The 12725-nt window shown below is 55.5% G+C and carries 12 protein-coding genes; 5 read left to right on the top strand and 7 right to left on the bottom strand.

What is annotated here, in order from left to right; translation table 11 throughout:
• Positions 1-19: 19 nt before the first annotated feature.
• Positions 20-1387, top strand: coding sequence for a serine endoprotease DegQ (degQ, locus tag ACOTXD_RS00200; protein WP_006812158.1), 1368 nt, complete (start codon positions 20-22; stop codon positions 1385-1387).
• Between the two features lie 92 nt (positions 1388-1479).
• Positions 1480-2547, top strand: a complete 1068-nt coding sequence (gene degS / locus ACOTXD_RS00195; RefSeq protein WP_003860430.1) for an outer membrane-stress sensor serine endopeptidase DegS — start codon at positions 1480-1482, stop codon at positions 2545-2547.
• A 55-nt stretch (positions 2548-2602) separates the two neighbouring features.
• Here the strand turns inward: degS and mdh are convergent, their stop codons facing one another.
• A complete protein-coding gene (gene mdh, locus ACOTXD_RS00190; RefSeq protein ID WP_003860429.1) occupies positions 2603-3541 on the bottom strand; it encodes a malate dehydrogenase in 939 nt (312 codons plus the stop codon).
• Between the two features lie 397 nt (positions 3542-3938).
• Here mdh and argR point away from each other — a divergent pair, with 397 nt between their 5' ends.
• Together argR and yhcN are read left to right on the top strand one after the other, a co-directional pair.
• On the top strand, positions 3939-4409 hold the full coding sequence (argR, locus tag ACOTXD_RS00185; protein WP_003860428.1) for a transcriptional regulator ArgR: 471 nt from the start codon (positions 3939-3941) through the stop codon (positions 4407-4409).
• Positions 4410-4787: 378 nt separating this feature from the next.
• On the top strand, positions 4788-5051 hold the full coding sequence (gene yhcN / locus ACOTXD_RS00180) for a peroxide/acid stress response protein YhcN (protein WP_003860426.1): 264 nt from the start codon (positions 4788-4790) through the stop codon (positions 5049-5051).
• A gap of 59 nt (positions 5052-5110) precedes the next feature.
• On the opposite strand, the gene ACOTXD_RS00175 is transcribed toward yhcN, so the two are convergent.
• From ACOTXD_RS00175 to aaeX, 5 genes are all read right to left on the bottom strand, one after another.
• Complete coding sequence (locus ACOTXD_RS00175; RefSeq protein ID WP_003860424.1) at positions 5111-5383, bottom strand: barstar family protein; 273 nt, start codon at positions 5381-5383, stop codon at positions 5111-5113.
• A gap of 45 nt (positions 5384-5428) precedes the next feature.
• Positions 5429-6883 carry an NAD-dependent succinate-semialdehyde dehydrogenase gene (locus tag ACOTXD_RS00170; protein ID WP_061856722.1) on the bottom strand — a complete coding sequence of 485 codons (1455 nt, stop codon included), beginning with the start codon at positions 6881-6883 and terminating at the stop codon, positions 5429-5431.
• A gap of 86 nt (positions 6884-6969) precedes the next feature.
• Positions 6970-8937: a p-hydroxybenzoic acid efflux pump subunit AaeB gene (gene aaeB / locus ACOTXD_RS00165; protein ID WP_061856721.1), complete on the bottom strand. Its 1968-nt coding sequence runs from the start codon at positions 8935-8937 to the stop codon at positions 6970-6972.
• A 5-nt stretch (positions 8938-8942) separates the two neighbouring features.
• Entirely contained in the window at positions 8943-9875 is a 933-nt protein-coding gene (gene aaeA, locus ACOTXD_RS00160; protein ID WP_003860417.1) for a p-hydroxybenzoic acid efflux pump subunit AaeA, read from the bottom strand.
• A 7-nt stretch (positions 9876-9882) separates the two neighbouring features.
• Entirely contained in the window at positions 9883-10086 is a 204-nt protein-coding gene (aaeX, locus tag ACOTXD_RS00155) for a p-hydroxybenzoic acid efflux pump operon protein AaeX (RefSeq protein WP_061856720.1), read from the bottom strand.
• Between the two features lie 179 nt (positions 10087-10265).
• Between aaeX and aaeR the strand changes: the two genes are divergently transcribed.
• Positions 10266-11192: an HTH-type transcriptional activator AaeR gene (gene aaeR / locus ACOTXD_RS00150; protein WP_003860415.1), complete on the top strand. Its 927-nt coding sequence runs from the start codon at positions 10266-10268 to the stop codon at positions 11190-11192.
• A gap of 49 nt (positions 11193-11241) precedes the next feature.
• Here aaeR and tldD read toward each other — a convergent pair whose 3' ends face one another.
• Positions 11242-12687, bottom strand: a complete 1446-nt coding sequence (gene tldD / locus ACOTXD_RS00145; RefSeq protein ID WP_003860414.1) for a metalloprotease TldD — start codon at positions 12685-12687, stop codon at positions 11242-11244.
• Between the last annotated feature and the right edge of the window lie 38 nt (positions 12688-12725).

Genomic DNA, 12725 nt, shown 5'->3' with positions numbered 1-12725 from the left:
GATACGAGAGTCAGCATCGATGAAGAAAAAAAACCAGCTGTTGAGCGCCTTAGCGTTAAGTGTCGGGTTATCTCTCTCGGCGTCCTTCCCCGCCAGTGCGGCACTGCCTTCGCAGGTGCCTGGACAAGAAGCCATTCCCAGCCTTGCGCCGATGCTTGAAAAAGTCCTGCCTGCGGTAGTCAGCGTTCAGGTGGAAGGGACGGCACGCCAAAGCCAGCGTATTCCCGAAGAGCTGAAGAAATATTTTGGCGAAGACGCGCCGGATCAGCAGGCTCAGCCGTTTGAAGGTCTGGGCTCAGGGGTGATTATCGACGCGGCTAAGGGCTATATCCTGACCAATAACCACGTGATCAGCCAGGCCGATAAAATCAGCGTTCAGCTGAACGATGGCCGGGAGTTTGACGCCAAACTGATCGGCGGTGACGATCAGAGTGATATCGCCCTGCTACAGGTACAAAACCCCAGCAACCTGACCCAGATCGCCATTGCTGATTCCGATAAGCTGCGCGTCGGTGATTTTGCTGTCGCGGTCGGTAACCCGTTCGGCTTAGGCCAGACCGCCACCTCCGGAATTGTCTCCGCCCTGGGGCGCAGCGGCCTGAATCTCGAAGGGCTGGAAAATTTCATCCAGACCGATGCCTCCATCAACCGGGGCAACTCCGGCGGTGCGCTGCTTAATCTGAACGGTGAGCTGATCGGCATCAACACCGCTATCCTCGCGCCAGGCGGCGGCAGCATCGGGATTGGTTTTGCCATTCCGAGCAACATGGCGAAAACTCTGTCTCAACAGCTGATTCAGTTTGGCGAGGTTAAGCGCGGTCTGCTGGGCATCAAAGGCATGGAGATGAGCGCCGATATCGCCAAAGCCTTTAAGCTCAACGTCCAGCGCGGGGCGTTTGTCAGCGAAGTGCTGCCCAACTCAGGCTCTGCGAAAGCGGGCGTGAAATCCGGTGACGTTATTGTCAGCCTGAACGATAAACCGCTGAGCAGCTTCGCTGAATTACGTTCGCGTATTGCCACCACGGAGCCTGGCGCTAAAGTGAAGCTGGGCCTGATCCGCGAGGGCAAACCGCTGACCGTGGAAGTGACGCTGGACAAGAGCACCTCCTCTTCCGCCAGCGCAGAACAGATCTCCCCGGCTCTACAGGGCGCTACGCTGAGCGACGGTCAGCTTAAAAACGGCACGAAAGGCATTTCTGTCACTACCGTTGAGAAGAGCAGCCCGGCCGCGCAGGCAGGTTTGCATCAGGACGACGTGATCGTGGGCGTGAACCGTACTCGCGTGCAGTCTATTGCCGAAATGCGTAAGGTGCTGGAGAGTAAACCGGCGGTCATTGCCCTGCAAATTATCCGTGGCAACGATACCCTCTACATTTTACTGCGTTAACCATTTGCGACTCCGGGCATCGCCGCTGCGTGTGATGTCCGGATAACTCATGTTATGCTGCAAACCGTTCCTTTTTTAACGACACACGCATCATGCTTTTAAAGCTCTTTCGTTCAATTGTCATTGGTTTGATCGTTGCCGGTCTGCTGCTGGTGGCTATGCCATCTTTACGCCAGTTCAACAAACTGTCGGCTCCTCAGTTCGACAGCACGGATGAAACGCCTGCGACGTACAATCAGGCGGTACGCCGTGCCGCCCCCGCCGTGGTTAACGTCTATAACCGCGGGCTTAACAGTTCTGCTCATAACCAGCTGGAGATCCGCACGCTCGGTTCCGGTGTGATCATGGATGACCGGGGCTACATCATCACCAATAAACACGTCATTAACGATGCCGACCAGATTATCGTCGCCTTGCAGGATGGCCGCGTGTTTGAAGCCCTGCTGGTGGGGTCGGACAGCCTGACCGATCTGGCGGTGCTGAAGATCAACGCCACCGGCGGTCTGCCGACTATCCCGATTAATCGCAAACGAACGCCGCATATCGGCGATGTGGTACTGGCGATCGGTAACCCGTACAACCTGGGCCAGACCATCACTCAGGGGATCATCAGCGCGACCGGTCGAATCGGCCTGAACCCGTCAGGGCGGCAGAACTTCCTGCAAACCGATGCCTCTATCAACCACGGTAACTCCGGCGGTGCGCTGGTGAACTCTCTGGGCGAACTGATGGGCATTAACACCCTCTCCTTCGACAAGAGCAACGACGGCGAAACACCGGAAGGGATTGGCTTTGCCATTCCATTCCAGCTGGCGACCAAGATCATGGACAAGCTGATCCGCGATGGCCGCGTGATCCGTGGCTACATCGGTATTGGTGGGCGTGAAATCGCACCGATGCATACGCAGGGCGGTGGTATCGATCAGATCCAGGGGATTGTGGTCAACGAAGTGGCGCCTGGCGGCCCGGCGGCCAATGCAGGTATCCAGGTGAACGACGTTATCCTTTCCGTCAACGGTACGCCAGCGGTCTCTGCGCTGGAAACCATGGACCAGGTGGCTGAGATTCGCCCGGGCTCCATCATCCCTGTTGAAGTCATGCGTAATGACAAGAAGCTGACGATCCAGGTCACCATCCAGGAATACCCGGCCACTAACTAACTGACGGGCATAAAAAAACGGAGCTTAGCGCTCCGTTTTTTTTACCGGGACAAGATCACTTGTTAACGAACTCTTCGCCCAGCGTGATGTCTTTCTTCAGCGTATCCAGCATGCCTTCCATCGCGTTTTGCTCAAACGCGCTCAGCGTGCCGATAGACTTACGCTCTTCAACACCGTTTTTACCCAGCAGCAGCGGCTGAGAGAAGAAGCGCGCGTGTTCACCGTCGCCTTCAACATAGGCGCATTCAACAACGCCTTTTTCGCCCTGCAACGCGCGAACCAGAGACAGGCCGAAACGTGCCGCCGCCTGCCCCATAGACAGGGTTGCAGAACCGCCACCCGCCTTCGCTTCCACCACTTCGGTGCCTGCGTTCTGAATGCGTTTAGTCAGGTCAGCCACTTCCTGCTCGGTGAAGCTCACGCCCGGGATCTGCGACAGCAGAGGCAGGATGGTCACGCCAGAGTGACCGCCGATAACCGGCACTTCCACTTCCGTTGGCTGCTTGCCTTTCAGCTCAGCCACGAAGGTGTTGGAGCGGATGATATCCAGCGTAGTTACGCCGAACAGTTTGTTCTTGTCGTAAACGCCTGCTTTCTTCAGTACTTCTGCTGCGATGGCAACGGTGGTGTTCACCGGGTTGGTGATGATACCGATGCACGCTTTCGGGCAGGTTTCAGCGATCTGCTGAACCAGGTTTTTCACGATGCCCGCGTTGACGTTGAACAGGTCTGAACGATCCATACCCGGTTTACGTGCAACACCCGCGGAGATCAGCACCACGTCGGCACCCTGCAACGCAGGACGCGCATCTTCACCGGAGAAGCCTTTGATTTTCACAGCTGTCGGGATGTGGCTCAGGTCAACCGCCACACCTGGGGTTACCGGAGCAATATCGTACAGGGAGAGTTCTGAGCCTGAAGGCAGTTGGGTTTTCAGTAGTAGGGCAAGCGCCTGGCCGATACCACCAGCAGCGCCGAGGACTGCGACTTTCATCCTAAACTCCTTATTATGGTTAACTTAAGTATCTGTAACTCCGTTGCGGCGACCATAATTCAGCACGTCATTAATTACAATTTTCATCGCTAAAGAATTTGAGGTCGCACGTCTTTCACCTTCACCTGAATACTATCGGGCTGTAGGCAACAACGAATTAAGAGGGGGTTACAATACACCCTGCCACGCCACCAAAACAACATCATTTTGATAACATTTAATTTACTTTTAAGGTTATTTGCGCGGCGTGACCCAGGCATGTTTTCCGATAACGAAATCTGATAAAATCTCTCCCTTTCATAACATTATTTCAGCCTGGCGTCAGGTAGATAATTTGCATAAAAATTCATCCACATGCATAATAATGTTGTTTCTATCGTCATATTCCGGGTGACTTATGCGAAGCTCGTCTAAGCAAGAAGAATTAGTGAAGGCGTTTAAAGCGCTACTCAAAGAAGAGAAATTCAGTTCTCAGGGAGAAATTGTTCAGGCGTTGCAGGAACAAGGCTTCGACAACATCAACCAGTCGAAGGTCTCTCGCATGTTAACCAAGTTTGGAGCGGTGCGTACGCGCAACGCCAAAATGGAAATGGTTTATTGCCTGCCTGCTGAACTTGGCGTGCCAACGACCTCCAGCCCGCTGAAAAACCTGGTTCTGGACATCGACTATAACGATGCCGTGGTCGTGATCCACACCAGCCCGGGCGCAGCCCAGCTGATTGCCCGCCTGCTGGACTCGCTGGGTAAAGCAGAGGGGATCCTCGGAACCATCGCCGGTGATGACACCATTTTTACCACCCCGGCAAATGGTTTCTCGGTGAAAGACCTCTACGAAGCGATTCTGGTCCTGTTCGAACAGGAGCTGTAATTGTCTGCCCCGTAGCGCCTGACTGCGGGGATCATTCTGCTGCTTCCGCGTTTTACCCTGCTTTTCTCTGCCTGCTGTTTTTGCAAATAGTGCTTTTTACCGCCTGTTAACATTCATTCAGTGAATGATCTGCCGCAAAACCGCACAAAAAATCAAATTGATCTATCCCTTTGATTTAGACATGAAAAAACCATAAACCTCGCATTGTGGCGCTCCTTTTTATGCATTCGCGTTATAAAAAATGATTTTTTTAACACGTAATAACAGGCGAAACCATTAGTCTGGTATTAATTTTTTGCGTGATTAGTGTATACTTGATTTTGTGATGAGGGTCACAGAACAAAGACCCCAGTAAAATAATTGACGAGGTAAATAATCATGAAAATTAAAACCACTGTAGCTACCCTGAGCGTACTGTCAGTCCTGTCATTCGGTGCGTTTGCAGCCGACACCATTAATGCCGAACAGGCACAATCCCGTCAGGCTATCGGGACTGTTTCTGTTGGTGCCATCGGTACGTCTCCGATGGACATGCACGAAATGCTGAACAAAAAAGCGGAAGAACAGGGTGCGTCATCTTATCGCATCATCGAAGCGCGCAGTGGCGACCACTGGCACGCTACCGCAGAACTGTACAAATAAACCCTCGTCGTATCTCATCATACGACTTGCCCCTGACCTCCCGGTCAGGGGCTTTTTTATCACTGGCGCACGTTGAAACGCAGTTGCCCTTCCAGCTCCTCCTCCGCTTCATCAAACAATAAAATCAATGCGCCAAAGCGTCTGCGCAGTTTTTCAGGCAGATGGGTAAATTCGATTTCCAGCGGTAACGGCAGCCTGTCGCCGGTAACCACATCCCACAGCATATCAAGATTGCTTACGCTGCCCCGCTCCAGGTCGAACGCCCGAATAAACTCGCGATAGAAGTCTTCCTGACTCTCAATTTCGTCAAAATCAAAGGTATAAATTTTCATTGCCAGCCACCCGGTACAGGCGGGCGGCAAATGCCGCCCTGTCTATTATAATCCCCCGATATGCAGGGTTTTAACTTCCAGAAACTCTTCCAGCCCCAGCACGGACCCCTCGCGGCCCAGCCCGGACTCTTTTACGCCCCCAAACGGACCCAGTTCGGTCGAGACCGCACATTCATTAATTCCGATCATGCCGCTCTCAATGGCCTGTGAGACGCGGAACACGCGCGAAAGATTCTGGGTATAAAAGTAGGCCGCCAGCCCGTAAGGCGTATTGTTAGCGCGCATAACCACTTCGTCTTCCGACGTGAAGCGGAAGCAGGCGGCAACGGGACCAAAGGTCTCCTCTTCTGCCAGCTTCATGCCTTCATGGCAGTCACCGAGTACGGTTGGCATCCAGAAGTTGCCGCCAAGTTCGTGCGGTTTACCCCCAGTCAGCACCGTGGCGCCCTTCGCTACCGCATCTTCGACGTGCTCACGCACTTTCTCGACAGCCGAAGGCTCAATCAGCGGGCCGACAACGACGCCCTCGTCCAGACCGTTACCCACCTTCAGCGCCTTCACCGCATCGGCAAGTTGATTGACGAACTTGTCATAGACCGTCTCCTGAATATAGAAACGGTTTACGCTGACGCAGACCTGCCCGGCGTTACGGAACTTATTGGCGATCGCGCCTTTGACGGCGGCATCAATATCCGCGTCCTCGAAAACGATATACGGCGCATTACCGCCCAGCTCCATCGATACCTTTTTCATGGTCTCTGCGGAATTGCGAACCAGCGTTTTCCCGACGGCGGTTGAACCCGTAAACGAGATTTTGCGCACGTCATGGCTGGCCATAATGGCGTCGCTAATTTCTGAGGTGCTCCCCGCGACCGCATTCAGCACACCATCCGGCACACCGGCCTGCTTCGCCAGCGTCAGCAGCGCAAAGGCGCTCAGCGGCGTGTTGTTTGCAGGTTTGATCACGCCGGTACATCCTGCTGCCAGCGCCGGGCCGAGCTTACGGGTGAGCATAGCCATCGGGAAATTCCATGGCGTGATAGCAGCAACCACCCCGACAGGTTCACGAGTGGCCAGAATACGGGAGCCAGGTTTAACCGGAGGAATGATTTCACCGTTGGCGCGCTTGGCCTGCTCGGCAAACCACTGAATGAAGCTGGCAGCGTAGTCCACCTCACCTTCAGCCTCTTTCAGCGGCTTGCCCTGCTCGGTAGTCATCAGCCGCCCGAGCCAGCTTTTGTTCTCGATAATCAGTTCATACCAGCGATAGAGGATCGCGGAACGCTCTTTTGCCGTTTTTGCGCGCCATGCGGGAAAGGCCTTCGTCGCGGCCACAATGGCCTCTTCGGTTTCGGCTTTTCCTGCTTTCGCCACTTTCGCAATGACCTCGCCCGTGGCCGGGTTTAGCACATCAAACGTGGTGTCGAGTGTTTTCCAGATACCGTTGACCAGATACCCGGTCTGAAAAAGAATACTGTCCTGAAGAGCCTGGGTTGTCATGTGTCCTCCCTTCCTGAATGTTTGAACCTGCAAGAATAAGTATAGCCACAAAAAAACCGACGCTTTTGGCGTCGGTTTTCTCTTCGTTAGCTGTCTGTCAGCGCATTCTGGTAGCGGTGCAGCATAAACACCAGCCGCTCTACCGGCTCGGTAACCTGCGGCGGCGCTTCCCAGATCCGCAGTTTCTCCTGGTAGATATCCAGCTCCTCCAGCAGTTGCTTAAAGTAGCGGCGACGTTTGTCATCACTGGATGCCGATATCACATGGTCCGCCGTGCGCCGTAGCTGGCGGTGGAAGGCGGACAAATCGTCGTTGATCGGCACTGGCGCGTTCCGCAGACGCTGGTGCGCGATAATCATGGTTAACGCCAGGCGGAAGCGGGCGACATCGCCCGGGAATTTATTTAGCAACAGGAACAGCTGCTGATAGAGCGCCGGCAGGTGGTTCTCCTTGCGCCGCGCGGTGTTGGTGGTCAAGGACGATACGGCGGCCGATACAAACTGATTCAGCAGCACGCGCCCTGTCCGCGCCTGAGAGTTATCCCGCACCAGCAGGATCACCATCATTGCCAGGAAACAGCCCACCAGCTGACCTAGTGCGCTATCCAGGAACTGACTGAAATGGAAGGTCATCGGGTTATCCAGCACGATGATGTTAATCGTACTCGCCAGTGCGCCTAACGATCCCAGACGGCGTTTTTGTACCTCAATCCCGATAAAGAACGCCATCACCGCCAGGCTGATGCAGAGCAAAAGCATGCTTTGCTGCGTCGAGGGAATAATCACCAGGAAGTAGAGCGCGCCAATGGGTAACGCCGCAATGGTGCCGTACAGAAAATCGATCGCGACCATGCGCGGGTTGGGCAGACGCATCGCCAGCGCGGTGACGACGGCAATCATCACCATCGCGCCGCTGCCAGACGTCCAGCCGGTCCACAGCCAGAACAGCGTGCCGAGTATACAGGCCAGGGTGGTACGCCAGAAGTTAATCATCGCATGATGGCGCTCGGCGGATTCAGGTTTGATCACCACTTCGCCCTGTAACACCTCTTCTTCCGCCGCACTGATTTTGGTGTTGCTAATCACGCCGCGTTTCAGGAGCAGGTAGCGCGTTGCGGCGCCTACCCAGGTATAAATGGTGACTGGCGTATCCCGTTCTCCTGTCCACGCAACCACACGACGCATGCGTTTAAGCTGTCGATGCACGTCCTGCACCGTCTCCACAGGCTCATCAAACAGTTCGCGGAAAGTATCCGTTACCACTTCGGGGCGGGTGTTCTGAATCAGGTAGGTTTCACACGCCTGGGTGATCAGCGTTAACGAGACGGTATTGATCGCTTTCAGACGACGGTTGGCCCGCTCCCAGCGGGAAGACTCCATATTGAGGTTACTGCGCATCCCTTCCAGCGCCTGCGTGCGGCGCACCAGCGCACTCCAGGCCCTGTCGACCTCTTCGCTGTCGCCGTGCTTAATGCACAGCTGCATGAGCTGGTACTGAGCAACAATCAGCGCGTCCAGCTCACGATCGACTTCCTGCTTGATGGATCGCGGAGAGAAGAGCAGGTCTGCGACAATCGCGCAGACGATACCAATGACAATCTCGCTGCAACGTTCCACGGCGAACTGCGGAGCAAGCAGCGGTTCACTCTGAATGGTGATGATAATAATCAGCGCGGTATATCCCGCCAGACCCCAGGCGTACGAGTTCTCCACCTTCACCAGCGAAGAGACCCAGGTGCAAAAACCCGCCCAGATACAGCATACAATCAGCATCAGCAGCGGCGTGCGGATCATCAGGATGATAATGGTCAGGGCGGCGATACAGCCGATAAAGGTGCCGATAATACGCAGCATCCCGCGATAGCGAATTGCCCCGGAGTAAGGTTCGCCACCCGCCGCGAAGGCAGGACCGGCGGCGACGATCGCGGCGGTCAGAACGGCCCAGCGCGGCGTTTCAAGCTGGAAATGGAAGCCAACAAACAGCGCCAGCACAATGGCGCATGCCAGCTTCACGGCGAAGCGGATGTGCTGGCTGGCGATGGAAAAAATGCCCATAGCGATCAACCAAACTCGCGCAGGCGATGGGCGATTTGTCGGAAGATCGAATCCTGGCTGGCATCACGGTCTTTTTCACCCGTGATCACCACCGTCGCCGTGGTGCCTGCGGGCCAGAGGTTGCTCTGCTGCTCATCCAGACGAATGCGTACCGGTACGCGCTGCGCCAGACGAACCCACTCGAGGTTAGAATCGACGGTCGCCATCCCTTTTGAATCATTGGTACTGCTGGAGTTGGTCACCCCCGCGGCCACGCTGTCCACGGTTCCCTTCAGGACCCGGTTGCTGCCGAGCGGCGTGATTTCGGCGCGATAGCCCGGACGCACGCCTTCCAGCTTGGTCTCTTCCATATAGGCGAGGACGTAGAAAGAGTTCTGTTTCACCAGCGCCACGGCCGTAGAGCCGCGCGTGATAAACTCGCCCGCATAGACATTGAGGTTGGTCACCCAGCCATCGGACGGGGCGCGGATAACGGTACGTTCCAGATCGAGCTTCGCCAGATCGCGCGTCGCCTGCGCTTTTGCCAGCTGATGCAGCACGGTTTGCAGCACGTTATTGGACTGGTCAATCTCTTCCCGGGACATGGCCTGGATGCCCAGCTTGTTACGGCGTCCTGCTTCACGGCGTTTTTCAGAGGCCAGCGCGTTGTAATACGCCACGTCGGCTTCCGCTTCTTCCAGCGCTTTTTGATAGCGCGGCTGGTCGATGGTGAACAGCACCTGATCTTTTTTCACCAGTTGGTTATCGTGGACGTTGACTGCCGTAATGAGACCGGCGACATCGGGCGCTATCGCGACCACCTCCGCGCTGAAACGCGCATCGCGCGTCCACGGGGATTCGGTGTAATAAACCCAGGCGCGAAAAATAGCGATGAACGCCAGGATGACCAGCGCCATAGTGATGGCAGTGCGGGAGATTTTTCTTGTTAGCGTTTTCACATCAACCTCAGACAAACATGCGCGATATAAAATAGAACAGGCAGCAATACAGCGCGGTATTGAACAATGCAGGATGCCAGACGAAATCATAAATCCCGGTAGGGACCAGCACCTTGCGCACCAGCCAGAAGATCGCCAGTGATAAAAGAAGCTCGAAAAATATCGGTGGGAACGACAAACCGAACACCACGATAACGGGAAACAGACTCATGTTGACCTTGATTAAAGAGAGTGCAGGTTACTGGATTTTTAAGCTCGCGCCGCCGCAGGAGAGCAAGAATTGCCGGGCGAGAGTGGCGCAGCCGTTATGTAATTAATAATATATTAACGTAACTGTTATGCTGTTATCTATCATATGTGATCTAAATCACTTTTAAGCCAGAGTGAATAATGGAACGTCTAAAACGCATGTCCGTCTTTGCGAAAGTGGTTGAGCAAGGCTCTTTTACCGCCGCAGCACGTCAGCTACAAATGAGCGTCTCATCCATTAGCCAGACAGTGTCAAAACTGGAAGATGAGCTTCAGGTGAAGCTGCTCAACCGCAGCACCCGCAGCATCGGGCTGACGGAAGCGGGTAAAATTTACTATCAGGGCTGCCGTCGAATGCTGCATGAAGTGCAGGACGTTCACGAGCAGCTCTATGCCTTTAACAACACGCCTATCGGCACGCTGCGTATCGGGTGTTCTTCAACTATGGCACAAAATGTTCTCGCTGCCATGACGGCGGAAATGCTGAAAGAGTATCCCGGTTTAACCGTTAATCTGGTTACGGGCATTCCGGCACCGGACCTGATTGCCGATGGGTTAGACGTGGTGATCCGCGTTGGCGCGTTGCAGGACTCTAGCCTGTTCTCGCGTCGACTGGGCAGCATGCCGATGGTGGTCTGCGCTTCGAAAAGCTACCTGGCACAGTATGGCGTGCCGGAGAAACCTGCCGATCTGAGCAACCACTCGTGGCTTGAATACAGCGTTCGGCCAGATAACGAATTTGAACTGATCGCGCCGGAAGGGCTTTCCACTAAACTGCTGCCTGAAGGCCGCTTCGTCACCAACGATCCGATGACCATCTCACGCTGGCTGGTGGCCGGGGCCGGGATCGCCTACGTACCGCTGATGTGGGTGATCAACGAGATCAACAGCGGTGTGCTGGAGATCCTCTTCCCGCGCTACCAGTCCGATCCGCGTCCGGTGTACGCGCTCTATACGGAAAAGGACAAGCTGCCGCTGAAGGTGCAGGTCTGTATTAACTATCTGACGGACTATTTTGTGGAAGTGGCGGAGCTGTTTCAGGGCATGCGGGGCAGAAGGAAAGAGTAGGCTTTTCCCCTCTCCCCGTTGGGGAGAGGGTTAGGGTGCGGGGGAAAATTTACGCCGTGCCGCCCACCGTCAGATTATCTACTTTCAGCGTAGGCTGACCGACGCCCACAGGCAGGCTCTGGCCCTCTTTGCCGCAAACGCCCACGCCGTTATCCAGCTTCAGATCGTTACCCACCATGGAAATCTGCTGCATGGCCTCAATGCCGGAGCCAATCAGGGTTGCGCCTTTCACCGCTTTGGTCACTTTGCCCTTCTCAATCAGATACGCCTCTGAGGTAGAGAAGACAAATTTGCCGGAGGTGATATCCACCTGACCGCCACCAAAGTTTGGCGCGAAGATCCCGTAATCAACGGATTCGATAATCTCCTGCGGCGTGGATTTGCCCGGCAACATGTAGGTGTTGGTCATGCGCGGCATCGGCAGGTGCGCGTAGGATTCACGACGGCCGTTACCCGTTGGCGCTACGCCCATCAGGCGCGCGTTAAGCTTGTCCTGCATGTAGCCTTTCAGTACGCCGTTTTCGATCAGCACGTTGTACTGGCCCGGCGTGCCTTCATCGTCGATAGAAATCGAGCCGCGACGGTCGAGCATGGTGCCATCATCCACCACGGTACACAGTTCGGAGGAGACAAGCTGCCCCATCTGACCGCTGAATACGGACGTCCCGCGACGGTTGAAATCACCCTCAAGGCCGTGACCGACCGCTTCGTGCAGCAGCACGCCAGGCCAGCCTGCGCCCAGAACCACCGGCAGCGTACCGGCAGGAGCCGCCACGGCAGACAGGTTGACCAGCGCCATGCGCACGGCTTCTTTTGCCCACGCATCAGCGCGCGCTTCGCCGTCAACGTCGCCGAGGAACCAGTCGTAGCCAAAACGACCGCCGCCACCGCTTGAGCCGCGCTCGCGCTTGCCGTCGTCTTCAACCTGCACGCTGATAGAGAGACGCACCAGCGGGCGAACATCCGCCGCCAGGGTACCGTCCGTCGCCGCCACCAGGATCAGTTCATAAACACCGGTCAGGCTGGCAGAGACTTCCTGCACGCGTTTATCCGCCGCGCGAGCCACTTTGTCCACGCGACGCAGGATGTCGAGCTTCTCTTCGCGGCTCATGCTTTGCAGCGGGTCGATGCTGGTATAGAGCGCAGCGTGCTGCACTTCACCCAGCGTTTTCACGCGACCATCTCCGGTATCACGCACAATGGTGCGCGCGGCCTGCGCGCTCTGCTCAAGTGCGGCGAGGCTAATCTGATCGGCATAAGCAAAACCGGTTTTCTCCCCGCTGACGGCGCGCACGCCGACGCCCTGGTCGATGTTGTAAGAGCCATCTTTAATGATGCTGTCTTCTAAAACCCAGGATTCGTGATAGCTCGACTGGAAATAGAGATCGCCGTAGTCGAGGCGGCGTTCGGTCAGTTGACCAAGAATGGAGAACAGGTCCTGATGGCTCAGGCCGTTCGCTGCGAGCAAATGTTCACTTACCAGGTTCAGACTCATCTATTGCTACTCGTTCGTTGCCGCCCGTGGCGGTATAA

The organism is Enterobacter cloacae complex sp. CDL013 (assembly GCF_049238805.1).
GTDB classification, from domain to species: Bacteria; Pseudomonadota; Gammaproteobacteria; order Enterobacterales; family Enterobacteriaceae; genus Enterobacter; species Enterobacter hormaechei_C.
The sequence above is the reverse complement of the archived record's forward strand: the minus strand, read 5'-3'. Positions and strand labels throughout refer to the sequence as shown.

Excerpts from the sequence above, each read along its gene's own strand:
- degQ (WP_006812158.1), top strand. The coding sequence starts at position 20 with ATGAAGAAAAAAAACCAGCTGTTGAGCGCCTTAGCGTTAAGTGTCGGG.
- degS (WP_003860430.1), top strand. The coding sequence starts at position 1,480 with ATGCTTTTAAAGCTCTTTCGTTCAATTGTCATTGGTTTGATCGTTGCC.
- mdh (WP_003860429.1), bottom strand. The coding sequence starts at position 3,541 with ATGAAAGTCGCAGTCCTCGGCGCTGCTGGTGGTATCGGCCAGGCGCTT.
- argR (WP_003860428.1), top strand. The coding sequence starts at position 3,939 with ATGCGAAGCTCGTCTAAGCAAGAAGAATTAGTGAAGGCGTTTAAAGCG.
- yhcN (WP_003860426.1), top strand. The coding sequence starts at position 4,788 with ATGAAAATTAAAACCACTGTAGCTACCCTGAGCGTACTGTCAGTCCTG.
- ACOTXD_RS00175 (WP_003860424.1), bottom strand. The coding sequence starts at position 5,383 with ATGAAAATTTATACCTTTGATTTTGACGAAATTGAGAGTCAGGAAGAC.
- ACOTXD_RS00170 (WP_061856722.1), bottom strand. The coding sequence starts at position 6,883 with ATGACAACCCAGGCTCTTCAGGACAGTATTCTTTTTCAGACCGGGTAT.
- aaeB (WP_061856721.1), bottom strand. The coding sequence starts at position 8,937 with ATGGGCATTTTTTCCATCGCCAGCCAGCACATCCGCTTCGCCGTGAAG.
- aaeX (WP_061856720.1), bottom strand. The coding sequence starts at position 10,086 with ATGAGTCTGTTTCCCGTTATCGTGGTGTTCGGTTTGTCGTTCCCACCG.
- aaeR (WP_003860415.1), top strand. The coding sequence starts at position 10,266 with ATGGAACGTCTAAAACGCATGTCCGTCTTTGCGAAAGTGGTTGAGCAA.
- tldD (WP_003860414.1), bottom strand. The coding sequence starts at position 12,687 with ATGAGTCTGAACCTGGTAAGTGAACATTTGCTCGCAGCGAACGGCCTG.